24 protein-coding genes are annotated in these 19,104 nt (G+C 43.2%); 19 read left to right on the forward strand and 5 right to left on the reverse strand.

The features are described 5' to 3' along the window. Window positions 1-220: 220 nt before the first annotated feature. From ACZ9AO_RS07040 to ACZ9AO_RS07050, 3 genes are read right to left on the reverse strand one after another with little or no spacing between them, the layout of a single operon-like run. On the reverse strand, window positions 221-667 hold the full coding sequence (locus tag ACZ9AO_RS07040) for a PaaI family thioesterase (protein WP_214806627.1): 447 nt from the start codon (window positions 665-667) through the stop codon (window positions 221-223). 15 nt (window positions 668-682) lie between these two features. Continuing rightward, the gene (locus ACZ9AO_RS07045; RefSeq protein WP_476108757.1) at window positions 683-2,233 is read right to left on the reverse strand and encodes a solute symporter family protein; all 1,551 of its coding nucleotides are present in this window, start codon (window positions 2,231-2,233) and stop codon (window positions 683-685) included. Then, the gene (locus ACZ9AO_RS07050) at window positions 2,230-2,583 is read right to left on the reverse strand and encodes a DUF485 domain-containing protein (protein ID WP_476108758.1); all 354 of its coding nucleotides are present in this window, start codon (window positions 2,581-2,583) and stop codon (window positions 2,230-2,232) included. Before ACZ9AO_RS07050 ends, ACZ9AO_RS07045 begins: the two co-directional genes overlap by 4 nt. A gap of 264 nt (window positions 2,584-2,847) precedes the next feature. Between ACZ9AO_RS07050 and ACZ9AO_RS07055 the strand changes: the two genes are divergently transcribed. The 15 genes from ACZ9AO_RS07055 (at window position 2,848) to paaX (ending at window position 14,821) form a co-directional block, all read left to right on the forward strand. Next, entirely contained in the window at window positions 2,848-4,176 is a 1,329-nt protein-coding gene (locus ACZ9AO_RS07055; protein ID WP_251543492.1) for a phenylacetate--CoA ligase family protein, read from the forward strand. Next, entirely contained in the window at window positions 4,157-4,336 is a 180-nt protein-coding gene (locus tag ACZ9AO_RS07060; protein WP_476108759.1) for a hypothetical protein, read from the forward strand. Before ACZ9AO_RS07055 ends, ACZ9AO_RS07060 begins: the two co-directional genes overlap by 20 nt. Before the next feature lie 49 nt (window positions 4,337-4,385). Next, window positions 4,386-4,616, forward strand: coding sequence for a ferredoxin (locus ACZ9AO_RS07065; RefSeq protein ID WP_251543497.1), 231 nt, complete (start codon window positions 4,386-4,388; stop codon window positions 4,614-4,616). 127 nt (window positions 4,617-4,743) lie between these two features. Further along, window positions 4,744-5,700: a 1,2-phenylacetyl-CoA epoxidase subunit PaaA gene (gene paaA / locus ACZ9AO_RS07070; protein ID WP_034314915.1), complete on the forward strand. Its 957-nt coding sequence runs from the start codon at window positions 4,744-4,746 to the stop codon at window positions 5,698-5,700. 17 nt (window positions 5,701-5,717) lie between these two features. Beyond that, the gene (gene paaB / locus ACZ9AO_RS07075) at window positions 5,718-6,077 is read left to right on the forward strand and encodes a 1,2-phenylacetyl-CoA epoxidase subunit PaaB (RefSeq protein WP_034314912.1); all 360 of its coding nucleotides are present in this window, start codon (window positions 5,718-5,720) and stop codon (window positions 6,075-6,077) included. Further along, complete coding sequence (gene paaC / locus ACZ9AO_RS07080; RefSeq protein ID WP_476108760.1) at window positions 6,067-6,867, forward strand: 1,2-phenylacetyl-CoA epoxidase subunit PaaC; 801 nt, start codon at window positions 6,067-6,069, stop codon at window positions 6,865-6,867. Before paaB ends, paaC begins: the two co-directional genes overlap by 11 nt. 24 nt (window positions 6,868-6,891) lie before the next feature. After that, the gene (gene paaD / locus ACZ9AO_RS07085; RefSeq protein WP_054397354.1) at window positions 6,892-7,389 is read left to right on the forward strand and encodes a 1,2-phenylacetyl-CoA epoxidase subunit PaaD; all 498 of its coding nucleotides are present in this window, start codon (window positions 6,892-6,894) and stop codon (window positions 7,387-7,389) included. 18 nt (window positions 7,390-7,407) lie between these two features. Further along, entirely contained in the window at window positions 7,408-7,713 is a 306-nt protein-coding gene (locus tag ACZ9AO_RS07090; RefSeq protein ID WP_251543505.1) for an EthD family reductase, read from the forward strand. Further along, entirely contained in the window at window positions 7,710-8,486 is a 777-nt protein-coding gene (locus tag ACZ9AO_RS07095; protein ID WP_048678754.1) for an enoyl-CoA hydratase/isomerase family protein, read from the forward strand. The genes ACZ9AO_RS07090 and ACZ9AO_RS07095 overlap by 4 nt, the downstream gene beginning before the upstream one ends. Window positions 8,487-8,496: 10 nt before the next feature. Continuing rightward, window positions 8,497-9,270, forward strand: a complete 774-nt coding sequence (locus ACZ9AO_RS07100; protein WP_476108761.1) for an enoyl-CoA hydratase-related protein — start codon at window positions 8,497-8,499, stop codon at window positions 9,268-9,270. A 23-nt stretch (window positions 9,271-9,293) separates the two neighbouring features. After that, window positions 9,294-10,814 (forward strand): aldehyde dehydrogenase family protein, encoded by a 1,521-nt coding sequence (locus tag ACZ9AO_RS07105; RefSeq protein ID WP_048678761.1) that lies wholly within the window; start codon window positions 9,294-9,296, stop codon window positions 10,812-10,814. Window positions 10,815-10,932: 118 nt separating this feature from the next. Continuing rightward, a complete protein-coding gene (locus ACZ9AO_RS07110; protein WP_476108762.1) occupies window positions 10,933-11,805 on the forward strand; it encodes a 3-hydroxyacyl-CoA dehydrogenase in 873 nt (290 codons plus the stop codon). Continuing rightward, a complete protein-coding gene (locus tag ACZ9AO_RS07115; protein WP_476108763.1) occupies window positions 11,802-13,010 on the forward strand; it encodes an acetyl-CoA C-acyltransferase in 1,209 nt (402 codons plus the stop codon). Before ACZ9AO_RS07110 ends, ACZ9AO_RS07115 begins: the two co-directional genes overlap by 4 nt. Before the next feature lie 67 nt (window positions 13,011-13,077). Next, window positions 13,078-13,854: an enoyl-CoA hydratase-related protein gene (locus tag ACZ9AO_RS07120; protein WP_095390983.1), complete on the forward strand. Its 777-nt coding sequence runs from the start codon at window positions 13,078-13,080 to the stop codon at window positions 13,852-13,854. A gap of 85 nt (window positions 13,855-13,939) precedes the next feature. Next, a complete protein-coding gene (gene paaX, locus ACZ9AO_RS07125) occupies window positions 13,940-14,821 on the forward strand; it encodes a phenylacetic acid degradation operon negative regulatory protein PaaX (RefSeq protein WP_095391064.1) in 882 nt (293 codons plus the stop codon). A 64-nt stretch (window positions 14,822-14,885) separates the two neighbouring features. Here paaX and ACZ9AO_RS07130 read toward each other — a convergent pair whose 3' ends face one another. Continuing rightward, window positions 14,886-15,398 (reverse strand): gamma carbonic anhydrase family protein, encoded by a 513-nt coding sequence (locus tag ACZ9AO_RS07130; protein WP_251543515.1) that lies wholly within the window; start codon window positions 15,396-15,398, stop codon window positions 14,886-14,888. 82 nt (window positions 15,399-15,480) lie between these two features. Between ACZ9AO_RS07130 and ACZ9AO_RS07135 the strand changes: the two genes are divergently transcribed. Beyond that, window positions 15,481-16,446, forward strand: coding sequence for an NAD(P)H-dependent flavin oxidoreductase (locus ACZ9AO_RS07135; RefSeq protein ID WP_476108764.1), 966 nt, complete (start codon window positions 15,481-15,483; stop codon window positions 16,444-16,446). Window positions 16,447-16,648: 202 nt separating this feature from the next. Here ACZ9AO_RS07135 and ACZ9AO_RS07140 read toward each other — a convergent pair whose 3' ends face one another. Beyond that, window positions 16,649-16,783: a YjcZ family sporulation protein gene (locus ACZ9AO_RS07140; RefSeq protein WP_065421098.1), complete on the reverse strand. Its 135-nt coding sequence runs from the start codon at window positions 16,781-16,783 to the stop codon at window positions 16,649-16,651. Window positions 16,784-16,998: 215 nt separating this feature from the next. Here ACZ9AO_RS07140 and ACZ9AO_RS07145 point away from each other — a divergent pair, with 215 nt between their 5' ends. The 3 genes from ACZ9AO_RS07145 to ACZ9AO_RS07155 all read left to right on the forward strand — a co-directional run bounded on the left by ACZ9AO_RS07145 (window position 16,999) and on the right by ACZ9AO_RS07155 (window position 19,102). Further along, a complete protein-coding gene (locus tag ACZ9AO_RS07145) occupies window positions 16,999-17,742 on the forward strand; it encodes a metallophosphoesterase family protein (RefSeq protein WP_476108765.1) in 744 nt (247 codons plus the stop codon). Window positions 17,743-17,840: 98 nt separating this feature from the next. Beyond that, window positions 17,841-17,969, forward strand: coding sequence for a hypothetical protein (locus ACZ9AO_RS07150; RefSeq protein ID WP_260088715.1), 129 nt, complete (start codon window positions 17,841-17,843; stop codon window positions 17,967-17,969). Window positions 17,970-18,175: 206 nt separating this feature from the next. Continuing rightward, window positions 18,176-19,102: a cation diffusion facilitator family transporter gene (locus tag ACZ9AO_RS07155; protein ID WP_476108766.1), complete on the forward strand. Its 927-nt coding sequence runs from the start codon at window positions 18,176-18,178 to the stop codon at window positions 19,100-19,102. The last annotated feature ends 2 nt before the right edge of the window (window positions 19,103-19,104 follow it).

Consider the following 19,104-nt stretch of genomic DNA (forward strand, 5'->3'; position numbering starts at 1 on the left):
AATCGCTTATCAGACGGATGGGATAAGTGAACGGGAGTGCGGGGAGTCGTTAATAGTGATAGGTTCCAGTATTGCGGTCAATAACTAGAAGAAGGGTTATAAATAGAGGAGGGGGATTCCAATCGGGAATCCCCCTTTTTTTTCTATGCGTACGTATCCTTGGCAAATCAAGGGAAAGAAAACCGGACAAATGGATTGCTTGTCCGGTTTCAAACATTACTTATTCAACTTGGTCGACGAAATATTGATTTTTCCTGAATACCATCGCTTCCATGGTTGCAATCAATTCCCTTTCATTTAACACGTCTATTTTATACCAGGCCAGTTTATGGTTTTTCTTGATCTCTTCCGCTCTGGCAGTTAAAGTCTCACCCCGTTTGCCAGCTGATAAGAAATTAATGTTGTTTGAAACGCCAACCGCTATTTTGCCATATGAATTGCTGGCTGCTGCAAACACGTAATCTGCAAGTGAAAAGATAATGGCACCATGAACCGTTCCGTGGCTATTTAGCATGTGGTCACTTGGAATCAATTCTGCTTCCGCTGTGCCGGGACCGAGTTTCGTCAACCTCATCCCTAGAAAAGAAGCATATGGTTCGTCGACCAGTACTTGTTTGATTTGATCGTAATGCAATTCGTGAATATCCTTATCTAAATGTGTGGTCATGGAAATCCCCCTTATTTAATGGTCTTTTGCTGAACTTATCCCATATCCGGTGTTTGATTTGAACAGTACTTCAGCAAAACTGTTTTCCTCATCTTTTGCCTTTGACAAGATTGTGCCTAAATAAGCTCCAATAAAGCCTAGCGGCACGGTGAAAATTGTCGGGTTGCTCATGGTGAAGAGGGGATCGCCTGTGAAAATCCCCATTCCAGGTTCCGGATTCCATACATTGGGGCTAAGCATGACCAGTATGATGGAGCTGAGTAACCCGAATGACATTCCTGTGATCGCTCCGGTTGAGTTGAAGCGTTTCCAATATATTGTGCAAAGGATGATCGGTAAATTGGCACTGGCAGCAATCCCAAGCGCGAGGACTGAAAGAAAAGCGACATTCATTGATTGTGCGAATAAAGCAAGTAGAATCGAAATGACCGCTACGCCGACAGAAGCCAATCGGGCAACGAATACTTGCTGTTTTCCAGTAATATTTCCATCCTTGATAATTTCACCGTATATATCATGAGCAAAAGCGGATGCCGATGTTAAAACGAGACCGGATACAACCGCTAAAATCGTGGCAAATGCTACAGCAGAAACGAATGCGAATAAAAATTCACCACCTATGGTTAATGCAAGAAGAGGAGCGGCCATGTTTCCAGCCGGGTTTGCATCGACGATCCGCTCAAACCCGACGAAAGATGCAGCGCCGAAACCAAGGAAAATCGTCATGATGAAAAATACCCCTATAAACCATGTGGAATATACGACGGATTTCCTTGCAGTAGCTGCGTCCTTTACTGTAAAGAAGCGGACGAGTAAATGCGGAAGGCCGGCTGCTCCAAGGACAAGCGACATATTAAATGAAATCATGTCGAGTCCATCGGTGTATTTATTTCCTGGATTCAAAAAATCCTTTCCGAGCGGTGTTGCAGTTTGGACATGATGAAACATCTCTGAAATGTTGAAATTAAAGCGTGAAAATACGATGAACGTCAACACAGCAGAACCGCCTAGCAAGAGAACCGCTTTGGTGATCTGCACCCAGCTTGTCGCTGTCATCCCTCCGAAAATCACATAAATCGTCATCAGTACACCGACAAGAAGAACGGATAGCCAATAATCGATGCCCAGCAAGAGTTTAATTAATCCTCCTGCACCGACAAGTTGGGCAATCATGTAAAAGATTGAAATGACAAGTGTATTAGCCGCAGCTATCCCTCGCACTTTTTTTGATTTGAAGCGTGCTGAAATCATATCTGCCAGCGTAAACTTACCTAGATTGCGTAGTGGTTCCGACACAAGATACAATAAGACAAGAAAGGCAACAAGGTTCCCGATGCTCATGTAAAAGCCATCAAAACCAATCAGTGCGATTGCACCCGTAATTCCGAGGAAAGATGCGGCTGACATAAAGTCACCTGCCACGGCCAATCCATTCTGCCATGCTGTCAATCCGCCGCCGGCCGTATAAAAATCACTGGCATTTTTCGTCTTCTTAGAAGAGTAATAGGTTATAGTAAGCGTTAACAAGATGATGCCCAAAAAAAGCGTGAGGGATAAAATGCTCATTCGCCAAGCTCCTTCTCATATTTATTCAAGATATTTTTAGCCATCTTGTCGTACTTCGCTGCTTTTTTTATATAGACGATTCCCCCTATCCATACGACGGCAAATTGGAGGAGTGCGTATACCCAAGCCCATGTAATATGGAAGAAGGCTTCGCCTTTCAACACTTCGCTATAAGCAGCTAAAATTGGCAGAACAAAATAAAAAGCAAGAAAAAAGAGAGTGACAGGTACGATGAAAGCTTTTTTCCTTTGGATTAGTTCCTTGAATTCTTCCGTTTCAATTAATTGACGAAACTTATTTCTTCTGTCATGTCCTGATGGCGAATGCCCAGTTTTAGCCTGTGATTCCATGGTAAGCCCCCTTTTAGTGTAGCACGCTTTTAAAACGAGTGTTTGATAAAATGATATATCATTGTTAAAAGTAACATAGTCTGAAAATTTAGTAAATTAGTATTTTGTCTATTCATCCATTTTATCTGAATTATAAAAACATTATTGACAACGTAGAAATGACGTATTAATCTTGAACTAAATCATAACAGTAATTTAATATCCGTTTTATTACCGTTATGAATGTCGGTTGGACAATAGTAAAATTGAGGGGGACTGAAAAAAATGTACAATCCGGAAGTTGAAACGGCTTCGCGTGCTGAAATGGAAAGTCTACAAATGGCACGCCTTAAAAAAACGATTAGCCATGTTTATGAAAATGTACCTTATTACAGAGAAAGATTTAGAGAGATGGGCCTGGAACCAGAAGATATTCAAACTCTAAACGATGTGATAAAGCTTCCCTTTACAAAAAAACAGACGCTTCGTGATCAGTATCCATTCGGTTTATTTGCCGTTCCGATGGAGGATGTAACACGCATTCATGGTTCATCCGGAACGAGCGGAAAGCCTACAATTGTCGGGTATACAAAAAATGATTTGGAAAACTGGGCAACAATCGTCGCACGTGGAATTGTAGCTGCAGGAGGCCGCAAGTCAGATATTTTCCATAACGCATATGGATATGGTCTGTTTACAGGGGGCCTGGGCTTGCATTGCGGGGCAGAAAAGCTAGGAGTTGCGACAGTACCCATTTCAGGGGGGAATACCGATAGGCAGATTACGATCATCAATGACTTTAAACCGCGAGGCATTTGCGGAACCCCTACTTATATTTTGAATATCGCTGAAAAGATGGAAGAGATGGGAATCGATCCTGCTGATAATGGGCTTGAGTATGGGATTTTCGGAGCTGAGCCATGGTCGGAGGCAATGAGGGCAACACTTGAGAGGAAACTGAACTTGAAAGCCATCGATATTTACGGATTAAGTGAAATCATGGGGCCGGGAGTGGCGATTGAATGTCATGAAGCACAGGATGGACTCCATATCGCAGAAGACCATTTTCTTGTCGAGGTCATTAACCCGGACACGCTTGAACGGGTTGAGGACGGCGTAGATGGGGAACTTGTCTTTACCAGCCTTACAAAGGAAGCGCTTCCAATCATTCGTTACCGTACAGGTGACATCGCCTCAATTACACATGAACCGTGTAAATGCGGGCGTACGACAACTAGAATGTCCCGTGTTAAGGGCAGAACGGATGATATGATCATAGTCAGGGGAGTGAATGTATTTCCATCTGAAATAGAGCGTGTGTTATTCCAAATGGAGGGAATTGTGCCGCACTATCAGATTCATCTGGTTAAGAAGGGAAATATGGACGGTGTTGAACTGCATATTGAAATTGAAAGCGGTTTCTACAGGGAGATTGAAGAAGACTTAACGCATGGGAATGTAGAGATATTAAGGAAAACGATTCAGCATCATTTGAAGTCCGCATGTCTTGTCACGATGGATATTGTTGTCAACATCCCAAAAAGCATTCCCCGATCAGAAGGAAAAGCGATTCGTGTCGTTGATAAGCGGAAGGATGAAGTCATTCGTTTATAAATTCGATACCATGAAAATGCATGTTGAAACCGACGATTCTATCGTTCAGTTCTTTCCAGCTGAAGTATCGATTGGAATAAGTGGAGCTGAAGAAATTGAACAAGTAAACGCCATACATAAAGCGGATGCCATCGTGTTTAAATATGGGTTTATCTCTTAATGGAAGAGAAGATGGAGCCAATCATGAAATGGAGAAGGAGGAGGGCCTCTTGTCAAAATATACAGTTGTGGATCAAGAAACCTGCATTGCATGCGGTGCCGCTGCACCTGAAATCTTTGATTATAATGATGAGGGAGTGGCATTTGTCATCCTGGATGAAAATGAAGGAACTGCAGAGGTCGCGGAAGGTTTATTTGATGATCTGGATGATGCGTTGGAGGGTTGTCCGACAGATTCTATCAAAGTGGAAACTTCTCCCTTTAAAGTTTTAGTGGATTAAAAGATTCAAAGAAACCCAGAAAATTTCCTTTTATTTTTAAAAAAGACAGAATAGTCTTGCATTAAGTATAACGGTAAAATATAATAACGTTATATAAACGTTATATTTGAAAAAAGAGGTGATTTGGATGAACGTTCTTTTAAATGATATGGCAGGAGAAGAAAAGCTAAATCAATTCATTGCCAGAATCGAAGCGGGAGAAAAGATAGAGGCGGATGATTGGATGCCGGAAGAATACCGGGGCACTTTAATCAAATTAATATCGATGCATGGAATCAGTGAAATCATGGGGGCGCTTCCAGAAAAGGAATGGGTACCTAAAGCCCCGACTTTAAATAGGAAACTTGGAATCATGGCAAAGGTGCAGGATGAAATGGGGCATGGGCAATTATTGCTTCGGGTCGCCGAGGATTTGCTAAAGCCTTACAGTAAAAAACGGGATGACCTCATGCAAGATTTGTTTAAAGGAGATTTAAAGTTTCATAATGTTTTCCATATGGAAGCCAAATCCTGGGGCGATGCTGGATTGATTGGCTGGCTGGTTGATGGTGCAGCCATCATTTCCCAGACGAACATGCTTGGCGCCTCATACGGGCCTTATGCCCGGGCATTACAGAGGATTTGCGCGGAAGAAGTTTTTCACGCGCAGCATGGTGAAGCGATAATCATGGCTTTGGCTGAAGGGACGGAAGAACAAAGGAAATTGGTTCAAGACTCCATCAATTATTGGTGGGAATCTTTATTGCTTTTCTTTGGACCTCCCAGTAAGAAAGAAGTGGGCACATCCAAACAGGATATAACGATTAAGTACAAAATCAGAACCAGTACGAATGAAGAACTTCGACAAGCTTTTTTTTCCAAATATGTGAAGCGGATCCTTTCACTTGGCTTCAGCATTCCAGATGAAACGCTTAGGTTTGACAAAGAGTCTGAAACCTGGATTTACCAACAACCCGATTGGGGGAAATTGAAGGTGTTCGCAAGGAATGAAGGTCCCCGTTCGCAGGATCGCTTAAGTCTTCGAAGAAATTCTTATGAAAAAAATAAATGGGTACGCGAGGCATTGGCGCCAAAGGTCATTTAAGGGAGGGGGAGGACGATATGGAAACTAGACAAGGAAATTACTTTGAAGAATTTGAAGTATTCAGCCGTAAAACGCAATCATCACCCGTTCAATACCACTTCAGCCTGCTGGCGCCGAATGAGGATATCGCCATCATGATGGCACAAGAAAACTTCATGAGACGTGAAGCGGTTGATGATATCTGGGTCGTGAAAAGACGGAATATACGGAAAATGACGGCCGAGGAAAAGAAAACGCTTCAACGTATCGATAATAAAGACTATAGGACCACAAAAGGGTACGGGTATTTAAAGAAAAAATGGCGGAAGTATGAGCAGGGAATGCTCGATGAAAAAGAGATAATGTCTTGGGCTGGAGGTGTGAAAAATGAGGAATGAATCATTGAAGGACATCGCAATCAAGGAATTGCTGCTTCAACTGGCGGACGATGACTTCATCCATTCATACCGTGGTGCAGAATGGTTGGGACTCGCACCGCATATCGAAGAAGATGTTGCATCCGCCTCGATATCCCAAGACACGATGGGGCATGCAGCCATTTATTATAAGTTGCTTGATGAACTCGGTGAAGGGGATGCGGATAAGCTGGCTCATGACCGTCCCGCCAAGGAACGGCGCAATGCGATCATTCTCGAATTGGTCAATGGTCCTGGTCACTATATGAAAGACCCGGATTATGATTGGGCGTTTGCGGTAGTGCGGAATTATTTTTATACACAAGCCAAAGCAATTAAGGTTCAATCCCTTCATTCATGTTCATATGAACCGCTTGCTGAAGTGGCACAAAAGGTACAGATGGAACTTTACTATCATTTGATGCACTGGAAAACCTGGTTCGTCCAATTGCTGGGATCTGGTCACTTGGAAGCGGTTTCGAGAATGAAAGCGGCGATCGGAAAAACAATGCCCGATTTTGCTGGCGTATTTTCACTGGGACAATATGGGGAGGAAATGGTTGAGCTCGGCTTGATAGAGGGCGAAGCTGACTTACAGAAAAAATGGTTCGAGGCCATTACCCCTATTTTTGAAAGTGTAGGCTTGGCAACAACTATTGAAATAGGCATGGCAAGAGGTGATGGCCGTAATGGCCAGCATACGGAAGATTTGGAAAAGGCGCTAAAAACATTAAGTGAAGTGTACGCAACAGATAAAGCAGCTTCATGGTAATTCAATAGAAAGGGGAGGGGTACCATGTCGACCGTACAGTTAAACACAGAAGAAATATATAAGCTCCTGGAAGACGTTAAAGATCCCGAAATCGATACAGTAAGTATTTTGGATTTAGGGATGGTTGAAGACGTGACGGTTTCGGGCCAGGACGTCTCGGTAAAAATGCTGCCAACTTTTCTAGGGTGCCCGGCATTGTCGATCATTCAAAAAAATGTGGAAACAGCCCTTAAACAGCTGCCTGCCGTAAAAAATGTAAGTGTGGAATTTTTACGTTCCCCTTCCTGGACATCCGATCGAATCACGGAAAAGGGGAAAGCTGGATTGAAGGTTTTCGGAATCTCCCCTCCTCCTCGACAAATGAAAAGTGATGGATCATGGCATGTGGACTGCCCATATTGTGAATCGACATATGTAACGATGGAAAATATCTTCGGTCCTACGGCCTGCCGCAGCATTTTATATTGTAAAGCATGCAAAAATCCGTTCGAAGCGATGAAACCGATGATAAAACTAATCTAATAAAATGGAGGTTATAAAATGGTAAAGTTAATCGCCCTATACAAACAACCTGAAAACAAGGAAGAGTTCGATGAGCACTATTTCAATGTACATGGCCCGATAACGGAAAAAATTCCTGGTCTTCAAAAAATGGAGGTCACTAAAATTGTAGGGACCCCAATGGGCAAAGACTCTGAGTACTATATTCTTTGTGAAATGTATTATGAAGACCATGATGCATTGCAAAAAGGAATGCGTTCCCCGGAAGGAAAAGCATCAGGGAAAGACCTAATGGGCTTTGCCGGGAAACTTGTAACTATGATGATCGGTGAAGAAATAAAATGAATGCGCTTCAATTCATCGAAACGTCAATCGCGGATGGAATTGGTTATATCTCTTTAAATCGGCCGAAGCAACTTAATGCCCTTAACAGGATAATGGTTAGGGAAATAGTTTCAACCATGGAAGAATTCGACCGGGACCCACAAGTGAAGGTGATTTTGCTATCGGGCAATGGAAAAGCATTTTCCGCTGGAGCTGATATTGACGAGATGGTGAACGATGATCCAATCAGTATGGAGTTAACGAACCAATTTGCCGATTGGGACCGAATAAGCCTAGTCAAGAAGCCTGTGATTGGTGCGGTGAAAAGTTTTGTATTCGGCGGTGGTTTTGAACTTGCTTTATCCTGTGATTTCCTGATTGCCGCCAGCGATACCCAGTTTTCCTTTCCTGAAGTGACACTAGGGGTCATGCCTGGTGCAGGAGGAACCCAAAGGTTGACGAAATTGGTAGGCAAGACGAAGGCACTTGAATGGATATTGACGGCTGAAAGGATAAAGGCAAAGACAGCCCTGCAATATGGTTTCATTAATAAGATCGTGGCACCTGAATTGTTAATGGAAGAATCGGTTGATTTTGCTAGAAAGATAGCAAAGCAACCCCCGTTAGCTGTAAGGCTGATCAAAGAATCCATCAATAAGGCCGTTGATTATCCCTTAAATGAGGGCATGCAATTTGAACGGAAGAATTTCTATATCCTTTTCGCATCAGAGGACCAAAAAGAAGGAATGAAAGCATTTGTTGAAAAAAGGGAGCCAAAATTCACAGGCGGATAAGGGGTGCTCTATGTACGAAACGATCAAATATAGTGTTGAAAATGGAGTGGCTTGGCTTACTTTGAACCGTCCTGATAAACTAAATGCCTTTACGTCACAAATGAATAAGGAAATACAGAAAGCGATCAAAATATCCGCGGGGGCAGATGAAGTCCGGGCCATTATCATTACTGGGGCAGGCAGGGCATTTTGTTCGGGGCAGGATTTATCGGATGTTGATGAGGGCATGAATTTAGGCCAGAAGCTGCGTGAGGATTACGGTCCGATGATGGAGCAAATAGCAAACTGTGAAAAACCGATCATTGCAGGAGTCAATGGAGTGGCTGCAGGTGCTGGCTTCAGCCTGGCGCTGGCATGCGATTTTCGGCTTGTTTCTGAAAAAGCCAGTTTTTTAAATGCCTTTGTCAATATCGGATTGATTCCTGATTCGGGGAATCTGTATTACCTTTCGCGAATCGTTGGTCATGCGAAAGCCCTGGAATTATCTTTATTGGGCGAAAAGGTTACGGCTGGCGAGGCGAAAAATATCGGGCTCGCTACAAAAGTGATCGGTGTGGATGAGTGGAACGAGCATTTGAAAGCCTTTGCAGAGAATATCGCAAACAAACCAACGAAGGCAATCGGATTAATCAAAAGATACTTAGAGGCGTCCTATCATCTTTCATTGGAAGAATACTTAAAAGAAGAAGCGGAGGGTCAGCGCATTGCTGGCTTAACGAAGGATTATGCAGAAGGTGTGGCAGCATTCGCTGAAAAAAGGAAAGCTCATTTCATAGGCAAGTAATATAGAAAAGGGAGTGGGATTACATGGTTAGAGTACAAGAGGCGGCATTTGAAAAAGCGGAAATGAAGCGTGATTATTATCATCTGATCATTAATGGGGAAAGAGTGGAAAGCTCGGATGGTTCCACGATTGATGCGTACAATCCTGCGACTGGTGAAATCATTGCCAAGGTTGCAAAGGCGACCAAGGAAGATGCAGAAAAGGCTGTTCAAGCTGCACGTGAAGCATTTGATAACGGGAAATGGAAGAGGACTCCGATTAACAAACGTTCACGTGTTTTGAACAAAATTGCAGCGATCATGCGTTCACGCTTTAATGAATTGGTTGAATTGGAAGTCCTGAACAGCGGCAAATCCATTTCTGCAGCGCAAGGCCAAGTCATGCAGGCAATTGAAGATTTCGAGTTTTATGCAGGAGCGTTAGTTGCACACCGCGGATCTGTGAATAATGTGCCTGGTCAATTCCATAACTATACGGAAAAAGAGCCAGTAGGCGTTTGTGCCCAAATCATCCCATGGAATTACCCTATGATGATGGCAGCGTGGAAAATTGCACCTGCAATCGCGGTTGGCTGTTCAGTAATCGTTAAGCCAGCCTCGTTAACGCCGCTGACGGCCATTGTTTTAGGGGAAATCTGTTTAGAAGCAGGTGTTCCTTCAGGCGTGGTCAATATCATTCCAGGTCCTGGATCGGACGTAGGGAATTACCTTGTTCAGCATCCGAAAGTGAATAAGGTGGCCTTCACGGGTTCTACGCCAATCGGCAGAGATCTTATGGGCAAGGCTTCACAGACATTAAAAAGGGTCACATTGGAGCTTGGCGGCAAGTCCCCTAATATTGTTTTTGAAGATGCAGATCTTGAAGCAGCCATCGATGGATCATTATATGGAATTTTCTATAATACTGGGCAGTCTTGCGAAGCTAGATCCCGTTTATACGTTCACGAAGACATATACGATGAGTTCGTTGCCAGATTCGTAGAAAAGACGAAAAAATTGAAATTGGGCAATCCGCTCGACAAAGAAACACACATCGGTGCAGTCATAGATCAAGGGCAATTGGATGTCATCGACAATTATGTCCAATCTGCCATTACTGATGGAGCGAAGATCCTGACGGGAGGAAAGCCGGCGGTCATTGAAGGTTTCGAAAACGGTTATTGGTATGAGCCGACGGTCATAGCGAATGTCAATCATGAAATGGATGTAGTGAAAGAGGAAATATTCGGGCCGGTCGTTGTCATAATGAAATTCAAAGATGAAAAAGAAGCTGTGAGGCTCGCGAATGATACGGAATTCGGTTTGGGTTCAGCCCTTTGGACAAAAGATGGCGGGCGTGCGACTAGAGTGGCCAATCAAATAGAAGCGGGAATCGTCATGGTGAATTGCCCATTCTCCGCATTTCCTGGAACACCTTTCGGAGGGTATAAACAGTCAGGATTCGGCCGGGAACTTTGCATTGAGACACTTGATCTTTATACAGAAACGAAAAGCATCATTTCCTATCATGGAAGCCGTCCCTTAAATCCCTTTGGAATTCAATAAAACAAAAAAATAGACGGCTGGCTGAACGGTATGTCGGAAAAGTAATTCAGGTATGGTTGAATGCTGATCTGATTCATCCGCAGCCAGCCCTATTTATTTTTGAAGGAGGAATGAACGAATGATTAGTAATCTAGTGGTTGTCGGATCTGGTGTCATGGGTAGGGGAATAGCTTATGTAGGAGCAATAGGGGGCTTTAATGTAGTATTGGTGGATGTGAATCAGGATGCTTTGGAAAGTGCAAGAAACGAAATCGATTCCATTTTTGAAAAGGGTTTGCGCTACCAAAAAATTACCGAGGAAGAAGCGGCAGCTGCAAAAAGCAGATTTACCTATTCTGCCAATCTGAAAGAATCAGCAGCATATGCCGACTTGATCATAGAGGCAGTTCCGGAAAAGGCGGAAATCAAGAGGGCAGTCTTCGAAACGATTGAAGTCCATGCAAAAGAAGATTGTTACTTTGCAACCAATACTTCCACGATGAGTCCGACAGAAATTGGTTCTTATGGAAAGCGTCCCGAAAAAACGATTGCCATGCATTTTTTCAATCCTGTACAAAAGATTCCGCTCGTTGAAATTGTACGTGGTCTTGAAACAAGCGATGAAACGGCAGCCATAATAAAAGAGGTAGCCGAAAAAATGGGGAAAGAGACCGTGGTCATAAATGAATTCCCTGGGTTTGTTACAAGCAGGATCAGCTGTTTGGTAGGTAATGAAGCGTTCTTTATGCTTCAAGAAGGCTTAGGAACACCAGAAGAAATCGATAAGGCAATAAAGTTAGGGCTGAATTACCCAATGGGACCATTTGAGCTAGGTGATTTGGTGGGATTGGATGCCCGTTTGAATAATTTGAAATATTTACATAGTAAACTGGGTGAGAAATACCGCCCGGCTCCCCTCCTTGAACAGTATGTTAAAGCTGGCAGGCTCGGCCGTAAGTCTGGTAAAGGTGTGTACGATTATACAAAAGATGGCGAGCTGGTGAGGAAATGAAGGATGTTGTGATCATTGATGCTGTGAGAACACCAATCGGAAGATATAAAGGCGCATTGAAAAGCGTTCGCCCGGATGATCTCGGCGCAATTGTAATCAAGGCGCTGATAGATCGCAATCCAGAGCTGCCGCCTGATCAAATTGAAGATGTCATCTTCGGGAATGCAAATCAAGCGGGAGAGGATAATCGCGACGTGGCCCGGATGTCCGCCCTTTTAGCTGGTCTTCCGGTAAATGTAGCTGGAACGACAATAAATCGTTTATGTGGATCCGGATTGGATGCCGTCATGTATGCAGCACGCTCCATTGCAGTCGGTGAAGGCGATATTTATATCGCAGGGGGTACTGAAAGCATGACAAGGGCTCCGTACGTCATGGCCAAACCTGAGAGTGAATTTCCGCGGGGTTCAATGGAGCTTCAGGATACAACGATCGGATGGCGTTTCACGAATGAGAAACTTAAAGAAATGTATGGTGCGGATTCCATGCCTCAAACGGCTGAAAACGTCGCCCTGCGTTTTTCTGTTTCAAGGCAGGACCAAGATCAATTCGCTTATCAAAGCCAGCAAAGGGCGAAAAACGCAGTGGAAAATGAGCGTTTCATTAATGAAATCGTACCTGTTCGATATAAGGATCGAAAAGGGAGTGAGGTCATTTTCGATAAAGATGAACACCCTCGTCCTGACACGACCATCGAAAAGCTGGAAAAACTCAAACCGATCTTTAAAGGCGGCACTGTAACCGCCGGTAATGCTTCAGGTGTAAATGATGGAGCCTCGGCACTGCTTTTGATGAGTGCAGAAAAAGCACGGGAGCTTGGATTGAAGCCTCTGGCCAAATATGTTGTAGGGGCGGTAGCGGGCTTGGAACCGTCCATTATGGGCCTTGGCCCGATTCATGCCACTAAAAAAGCATTGGAGAGGGCAAGTTTGAAGATTGAAGACATCGGGCTGGTGGAATTGAATGAAGCATTTGCTTCCCAATCCTTGGAGTGCATCCGCCAATTGAAATTGGATCAGGAGAAAGTGAATGTCAACGGAGGTGCAATAGCGTTTGGCCATCCGCTCGGTGCAAGCGGGGCGCGTATTTTAACAACACTCGTCCACGAAATGAAAAAGCGGAAAGTACGCTATGGCCTTGCGACGATGTGTGTAGGCGTCGGCCAAGGCATATCCGCCATTATAGAAAATATTGACAAAGAATGATTATGCGTATGGCCCTTATTAATTTTATCTGCATAAGGGGTCACTTTTTCAAAAGGGGAGGAGACTCATGTCCAAGGTTATTTATAAAGTGATAAATCAAATCGGGTATATAACAGTGAATCGGCCCGACGTATTGAACTGCTTCGACTATGAGACACTTTGTGAACTGCAGGAAGTCATCGATGCCGTTTATTATGACGGCGATATTCGTGTCGTCATTTTCACCGGTGCAGGGGAAAAAGCATTCAGCGCGGGAGCGGATTTGAAAGAAAGGAAGTCTTTGAATGATGCCGAAGTAAGAAGGAACGTTAAAGCGATTCGCGATGTTTTTAATAGTATCGCAGGGCTTCCGCAGCCGACAATGGCTGCCGTCAATGGATATGCATTGGGGGGAGGATTTGAATGGCTGCTTTCATGTGACTTTGCAATTGCTGCGGAAGGTGTTTCTTTGGGGCTCACTGAAACTAGCTGGGCCATTATTCCGGGAGCAGGCGGGACACAGCGGCTGCCGAGATTGATTGGGGAAATGAAGGCGAAGGAATTGATCTTCACCGCTAAAAAATTGACTGCGGAAGAAGCATGTCAATTAGGGATCCTTTTGAAGGTCGTGCCAAGGGATCGTCTTATGTCAGCCTGTGAGGAATTGGCAGCCAATATCATGAAGAATGGGCCGATTGCAGTCAAACAAGCCAAATATGCGATTGACCAAGGAATGAATACGGACTTGCAAACGGGAATGGCTATAGAAGGAAAAGCCTATGAATTGACCATTCCGACTCAAGATAGATCGGAAGCGCTCCTGGCATTTAGTGAACGGAGAAAAGCGCGATTTACTGGTGAATAATATTGCGCTTTCATTTTAAAAAGATATAATAATTATTATGTCTTCCGTGTGAAAATAGTAACAATGTTAGGACGAGGTGAGAAAGATAGGTACTAATACACAATCCATGATTTTTACGATATACGGCGATTATATCCGTAACTATGGAAGTAAAATCTGGATAGGCAGTTTAATTCGTTTGTTAAAGGAATTCGGCCATAATGAGCAGGGCGTTCGTGTAGCCGTTTCACGAATGGTCAAGCAAGGGTGGATTCAGTCAGAGAAGCAGGGAAATAAAAGCTATTATTTTTTGACTGATCGCGGTGTGCAGAGAATGGATGAAGCGGCCAATCGCATATATAAGATGAAACCGAATGAATGGGACGGTAAATGGCGCATCTTAATGTACACGATCCCTGAAGATAAGCGGCAATTACGGGATGATCTCCGCAAAGAATTATTATGGAGCGGATTTGGCAGTTTTTCAAGTGGTTGCTGGATTTCCCCCAATGATTTGGAGAAGCAAATCAATCGCTTGATCGAGAAATATGACATAGATGAATATGTTGATTTTTTCATCTCGGAGTACAAAGGTCCAAAAGAAAACCAATCGCTTGTAGAGAAGAGCTGGCAATTAGAAGAGATTGAAAATAAATATGAAGAATTCATCGAGAAATACAGTAAACAATTCATCGTTCATCAAAGCATCATTAGCAGGGGCGAAATGTCCGATGCAGATTGTTTTGTGGAACGAACGAACTTGGTGCATGAATACCGTAAATTTTTATTCATCGATCCGGGCCTGCCAAAGGAACTTCTGCCTTCTAAGTGGAATGGGAATCATGCTGCTCTTTTATTTAGCCAATATTATCAAGTCTTGGCTGAACCAGCAAGCCGTTTCTTTGAAAGCGTATTTCAGGAAAACAATGATTTATGCCGGAAAGATGAAACCTATGATGCCAAGGACCATCCACTTATCATTAAGTGAAAAAGAGCTTCGGCCAGCCGTTAACGACGACTTGCCGAAGCTCTTTTCAAATTCCTTGCAATAATTAATCAAGTATCATCTTGAAGTCTTTCCCTTTTTGAACATATGTATCGATGGAAAGTTGGATCAATTCAAGATCTTTATCATTCAAACGGCGAACCACTTTCCCCGGGGAACCAATGACCAATGAACGCGGAGGTATGATTTTGCCAGAGGAAATCAATGTGTTCGCTCCGACGATGCATTCTTCGCCGATCTCTACATTATCCAATATCGTGGAACCCATACCAATAATGGATCGTTTGCCTATTTTACAACCATGCAGGATGACATTGTGACCGACCGTCACTTCATCTTCAATGACAACCGGGCATCCTTCAAATAAATGAATGGTGGAGTTATCTTGAATACTGCATTTTTCTCCTATTGTAATTGAATCTTCATCACCGCGCAGTACCGCATTGAACCAAATGGTCGATTCTTTCCCAATCGAAATATCACCGATTAAATGAGCACCCGGTGCCACGAAAACGGTATCATCAATGGATGGTTTTTTATTATTGTACGGAATAATCATAGTCTCGCTCCTTTTTTTAAAAAGTCAGAATTGTTTTTCTAATGAATATAGTATAACATTAAATTGACTGGGAGGGATGAAAGTGAAATATATTTGTGAACTTTTTGCGATAAAATATCCAATTATTCAAGGCGGTATGGGGAATATAAGCAATGCAAGTCTAGCGGCTGCAGTATCCAATGCAGGGGGCCTGGGAACAATAGGGTGCGGTACCATGATTCCTGAACAGGTAGAAGCCATCATTCTCGAAACCAAAGATAAAACCAATAACAATTTTGCGTTGAACATTCCAATAAACGTTAGTCCATATACAGATGAGTTAGTGAATCTTGTCCTGAAGCATGATATACCTGTAGTTTCCTTATCTGCAGGGAATCCTGCCCCTTTCATTCCACTATTAAAAAATAAGAATATAAAAGTGATTGCCATCGTTGCGTCGGTCAAGCACGCACAAAAAGCGCAAGATGCAGGGGGAGATGTGCTGGTCGCAGAAGGGTTTGAAGCTGCCGGCATCAACTCGAACCTGGAAATGACGACGTTTACACTCATTCCGCAAATCAGCAAGCATGTGACGCTTCCCGTTTTGGCCGCTGGCGGAATAGGCAATGGGCAGGGGTTGGCAGCTGCGTTGATGCTGGGGGCTTCAGGCGTCCAATTGGGAACCAGGCTGATTGCTACACAAGAAGCACCGTTCCACCCATCATATAAGCAGAAACTAATCGAAGCGATGGGCAATGATACGGTAATTTTGGGCAGATCATTTGGACAGGTCAGGAGGGTATTGAAGGACCCATATACCGAGAAAGTGCTGGATATGGAGAAGCAGGGACTGTCTCCCGTGAATTATCGTGAAATGACCTCTGAAGTTCATCATATTAATGGAGCGATGAACGGGGATGTTACCAATGGTTTTATGAACAGCGGCCAGGTTGCCGGATTGATTGACGATATACCCACGGTAAAGGAATTACTTGATGGCATGATGAAAGATGCGAAAAAACATATGGAGGATGGATTGAGCAGGCTCTCTGCCCCTTTTATGATTTGAGTGCGGAAGGTACCTAATTTGCCATCCGTTCATGTCTAGAAGAAGGTTTTCCCTAGGTTAACATCTGAAATTTTGGCCTCGTATTATGTAATAAAAGTTTGAAGAGGGAAAGCCTCTTTGGAATAGTAAAAACAAAAACTAAAAAGTCAATCCATAACAAAAAAGGCGCCATGGTCAGGCGCCTTTTTGATTTATGTCATTATTAGCAGCCGCCGCCGAAGCCGCCGCCGAATCCCCAACTGCATCCAATGATGATCAGCAAGATGAATAATACGATCAGCAATGCGAATCCGTTATCGAAACCGCCGCCACAACATTCGTTACCATTTCCACCCATTTGATTTCCTCCTCATATATATTATGAATTACATACCTAGCAAAACATCTTTACCGGGAATACTTCATACTATGTATTCTAGGCCGAAGTGTTTGCTTATTCATAAAAAATGGGCGTGGGCAAATCAAGGGATTAAGCCCGAATATTTTTTTGATTTCGTTTTAAATGTTATAATATACCATGTGGATTGTGAAGGAAGGGAGCTGAACTAAGTCATGAAAGTTGCCATTATAACGGATGTGCATGGTAATGCTTCAGCGTTAAAAGCCGTCCTTAAGGATATTGACAAAAGGGAAGAAATAGATCGTCTCTATTGTTTGGGAGATATGGTTGGGATTGGCCCGGATACAAATGAAGTCCTTGAACTTTTATTTTCAAGAAATGATTTGTCGATGATAACTGGAAATCATGATGAAGCTGTCCTGGCCATCATTAACGGGGAGCCGCATCCGGACGGACATATTCATGTTAAGGAGCATCATGAATGGATAGCTGAAAGGATGCAGCGGAAATTCATAAATGAATTGGAAAAATTGCCTCGAACCATACATCATATCATTAATGATCACTCCGTTTTCTTCACTCATTATCACATGGAATCGAAGAAATTGGATGAGCACATAAGCCAAAATCCATATAGTAAAATCGTTGAACCGAGTTTAAATAACTTGGAAATGCTTTTCAAAGATCAGCATCACGATTTAATAGGATTCGGACACCATCATCCTATCCACCTTTATAAAAATGACCGAACGATATTCCTGAACCCTGGCTCTCTTGGCTGTAATGGTGAACCAGTTGCTCCTTTTGCCATTGTTTCAATTGAAAATGCGGGTATTCAGGTAAAGCTTGAAAAAGTGGCCTATGATAATACATCGTTCCTGTCATCGTACCAGAGCTTACAAGTTCCAGAGAAAGAATTCATTATACGTGCCTTCCATGGCGGGCAGCAGGCCTAAGACGTTTATAAAAGATGAAGTATAGGGAAATGTTGAGCATAAAGGTACATGCCTGCGGATACGCTAATAGGCAAACATCATGAAGCTGGAGGTAGGTCATGAAGGAAAATGAACAGGTAATTCAAGAGCAGGAAGAGATGGAACGGCATAGTCTTGTCTGTAATGATGAATTGTTTAATAAGGATCTGTTTGCCATTGTCGATGATACGATGCAAGAGGAAAAATAAACGGGGAAAACGCTGCAGGAAATGTCTGTAGCGTTTATTTTTACTTTGAATTGATTGAAGGCCGATTTTTATATTTCGTAAAAACTCACTTCCTGCCCGTTTGATCGCTCTTTTTACAGCCAGTGAATCCCGGAAGTGAATCATTTGAAACCATTCTGGATTTATTCCATACTATATATAAGTTTCAAATCGAGAGGAGGGATGGCATGGGACATCATCATGGTCACTCCCATGATCATGGGCACGGACACCACCACCATTCTAACAATAAAAAAGCATTGTTGGCATCTTTCTTATTAATCTCCACATTTATGATAGTCGAGGTCATTGGGGGATTCTTGACAAATAGTCTGGCTTTACTGTCGGATGCAGGTCACATGCTTAGCGATGCGGCAGCATTAGGGCTTAGTTATACAGCGATAAGGTTGGGGGAAAGGAAAGCGACATCGTCCAAATCGTTTGGGTATAAACGGTTTGAGATCATTGCTGCTTGCTTGAATGGATTGACATTGATCGTCATATCCGTATTCATTTTCGCAGAGGCAATTAAGAGGTTCCTGGATCCTCCTGAGGTTCAAAGCATGGGAATGCTAATGATTTCAATCATCGGCTTACTTGTTAATGTCATTGCCGCCTGGATTTTAATGAGCGGAGATAAGGAAGACAATCTGAATGTGCGAAGTGCTTTTTTACATGTCATTGGTGATATGCTTGGATCTGTGGGTGCCATTGCGGCCGCACTCTTGATTTATTTTTTCGATTGGGGAATTGCAGATCCGATTGCGAGCGTCATAGTCGCGATTTTAATTATTATCAGCGGTTTTAGGGTAGTGAGGGATTCTTTCCATATCTTGATGGAGGGCACACCAGACCAAGTCGATATAGATGAAGTGAAAGCATCCTTGCTGGAATTGGATGGTGTATCCGATGTCCATGATCTCCATATCTGGACGATCACCTCTGGTTTTTTGACAATGAGCTGCCATGTTGTCATAGATGAGAACGGTAATCACGATTCAGTTTTAGCAGAAGCGCAAAAACTACTTCATGATCAGTTTGGAATTGAACATAGCACGATCCAAGTGGAAAGGCAGGAAGCGGGTTGTCCAAATCCACACGAGACATGTAATTGAAA

The sequence above is a fragment of the Peribacillus sp. TE19612 genome, assembly GCF_056279465.1.

Coding starts and splice junctions, on each gene's coding strand:
- ACZ9AO_RS07100 (WP_476108761.1), top strand. CDS start 8,497: ATGTACGAAACGATCAAATATAGTGTTGAAAATGGAGTGGCTTGGCTT.
- ACZ9AO_RS07130 (WP_251543515.1), bottom strand. CDS start 15,398: ATGATTATTCCGTACAATAATAAAAAACCATCCATTGATGATACCGTT.
- ACZ9AO_RS07090 (WP_251543505.1), top strand. CDS start 7,408: ATGGTAAAGTTAATCGCCCTATACAAACAACCTGAAAACAAGGAAGAG.
- ACZ9AO_RS07105 (WP_048678761.1), top strand. CDS start 9,294: ATGGTTAGAGTACAAGAGGCGGCATTTGAAAAAGCGGAAATGAAGCGT.
- ACZ9AO_RS07095 (WP_048678754.1), top strand. CDS start 7,710: ATGAATGCGCTTCAATTCATCGAAACGTCAATCGCGGATGGAATTGGT.
- ACZ9AO_RS07045 (WP_476108757.1), bottom strand. CDS start 2,233: ATGAGCATTTTATCCCTCACGCTTTTTTTGGGCATCATCTTGTTAACG.
- ACZ9AO_RS07155 (WP_476108766.1), top strand. CDS start 18,176: ATGGGACATCATCATGGTCACTCCCATGATCATGGGCACGGACACCAC.
- paaB (WP_034314912.1), top strand. CDS start 5,718: ATGGAAACTAGACAAGGAAATTACTTTGAAGAATTTGAAGTATTCAGC.
- ACZ9AO_RS07140 (WP_065421098.1), bottom strand. CDS start 16,783: ATGGGTGGAAATGGTAACGAATGTTGTGGCGGCGGTTTCGATAACGGA.
- ACZ9AO_RS07055 (WP_251543492.1), top strand. CDS start 2,848: ATGTACAATCCGGAAGTTGAAACGGCTTCGCGTGCTGAAATGGAAAGT.
- ACZ9AO_RS07060 (WP_476108759.1), top strand. CDS start 4,157: ATGAAGTCATTCGTTTATAAATTCGATACCATGAAAATGCATGTTGAA.
- paaD (WP_054397354.1), top strand. CDS start 6,892: ATGTCGACCGTACAGTTAAACACAGAAGAAATATATAAGCTCCTGGAA.
- ACZ9AO_RS07115 (WP_476108763.1), top strand. CDS start 11,802: ATGAAGGATGTTGTGATCATTGATGCTGTGAGAACACCAATCGGAAGA.
- ACZ9AO_RS07040 (WP_214806627.1), bottom strand. CDS start 667: ATGACCACACATTTAGATAAGGATATTCACGAATTGCATTACGATCAA.
- ACZ9AO_RS07145 (WP_476108765.1), top strand. CDS start 16,999: ATGAAAGTTGCCATTATAACGGATGTGCATGGTAATGCTTCAGCGTTA.
- ACZ9AO_RS07050 (WP_476108758.1), bottom strand. CDS start 2,583: ATGGAATCACAGGCTAAAACTGGGCATTCGCCATCAGGACATGACAGA.
- paaA (WP_034314915.1), top strand. CDS start 4,744: ATGAACGTTCTTTTAAATGATATGGCAGGAGAAGAAAAGCTAAATCAA.
- ACZ9AO_RS07110 (WP_476108762.1), top strand. CDS start 10,933: ATGATTAGTAATCTAGTGGTTGTCGGATCTGGTGTCATGGGTAGGGGA.
- ACZ9AO_RS07120 (WP_095390983.1), top strand. CDS start 13,078: ATGTCCAAGGTTATTTATAAAGTGATAAATCAAATCGGGTATATAACA.
- paaC (WP_476108760.1), top strand. CDS start 6,067: ATGAGGAATGAATCATTGAAGGACATCGCAATCAAGGAATTGCTGCTT.
- ACZ9AO_RS07150 (WP_260088715.1), top strand. CDS start 17,841: ATGAAGGAAAATGAACAGGTAATTCAAGAGCAGGAAGAGATGGAACGG.